This window comes from Paraburkholderia polaris, assembly GCF_012927345.1.
Taxonomy (GTDB): Bacteria; Pseudomonadota; Gammaproteobacteria; order Burkholderiales; family Burkholderiaceae; genus Paraburkholderia; species Paraburkholderia polaris.
Map to the genome: position 1 here is coordinate 1 of NZ_JABBGJ010000149.1, position 1,170 is coordinate 1,170.

The 1,170-nt window shown below is 60.8% G+C and carries 1 protein-coding gene; it reads right to left on the reverse strand.

Annotated features, from left to right (window positions below; all coding sequences use genetic code 11):
* Positions 1-1,170: elongation factor Tu (tuf, locus tag HHL24_RS43420; protein ID WP_007750620.1), on the reverse strand; the 1,170-nt coding region annotated here is incomplete at its 5' end.

The following is a 1,170-nucleotide window of genomic DNA, read 5'->3' on the forward strand; positions in this document are numbered from 1 at the left end:
TTACTCGAGAATCTTAGCAACCACACCTGCGCCGACCGTACGGCCGCCTTCGCGGATTGCGAAGCGCAGACCTTCTTCCATCGCGATCGGGTTGATCAACTTCACCGTGATCGACACGTTGTCGCCCGGCATGACCATTTCCTTGTCCTTCGGCAACTCGATCGAGCCCGTCACGTCCGTCGTACGGAAGTAGAACTGCGGACGATAGTTGTTGAAGAACGGCGTGTGACGACCACCTTCGTCCTTGCTCAGCACGTACACTTCAGCCGTGAAGTGCGTGTGCGGGTTGATCGAACCCGGCTTCGCCAGAACCTGGCCACGCTCCACGTCTTCACGCTTCGTGCCGCGCAGCAGGATACCAACGTTGTCGCCTGCCTGACCCTGGTCGAGCAGCTTGCGGAACATTTCCACGCCCGTGCACGTCGTCTTCACCGTCGGCTTGATACCGACGATTTCGATTTCTTCGCCGACCTTCACCACGCCGCGCTCAACGCGACCTGTCACCACCGTGCCGCGACCCGAGATCGAGAACACGTCTTCCACCGGCATCAGGAACGCACCGTCAACTGCGCGCTCCGGCGTCGGGATGTACGTGTCCAGCGCGTCGGCCAGGTTCATGATCGCCACTTCGCCCAGCTCGCCCGTGTCGCCTTCCAGCGCCAGCTTGGCCGAACCCTTGATGATCGGCGTGTCGTCGCCCGGGAAGTCGTACTTCGACAGAAGTTCGCGAACTTCCATCTCGACGAGTTCCAGCAGCTCAGCGTCGTCCACCATGTCGCACTTGTTCAGGAACACGATGATGTACGGAACGCCAACCTGACGCGCCAGCAGGATGTGCTCACGCGTTTGCGGCATCGGGCCGTCTGCAGCCGAACACACCAGGATCGCGCCATCCATCTGCGCTGCGCCCGTGATCATATTCTTCACATAGTCAGCGTGGCCCGGGCAGTCGACGTGTGCGTAGTGGCGGTTAGCCGTTTCGTACTCGACGTGTGCCGTGTTGATCGTGATACCACGTGCCTTTTCTTCCGGCGCCGCGTCAATCTGGTCGTATGCCTTTGCTTCGCCGCCAAACTTCTTGGTCAGCACCGTCGTGATCGCTGCCGTCAGCGTGGTCTTGCCGTGGTCAACGTGACCGATCGTGCCGACGTTCACGTGCGGCTTGGTCCG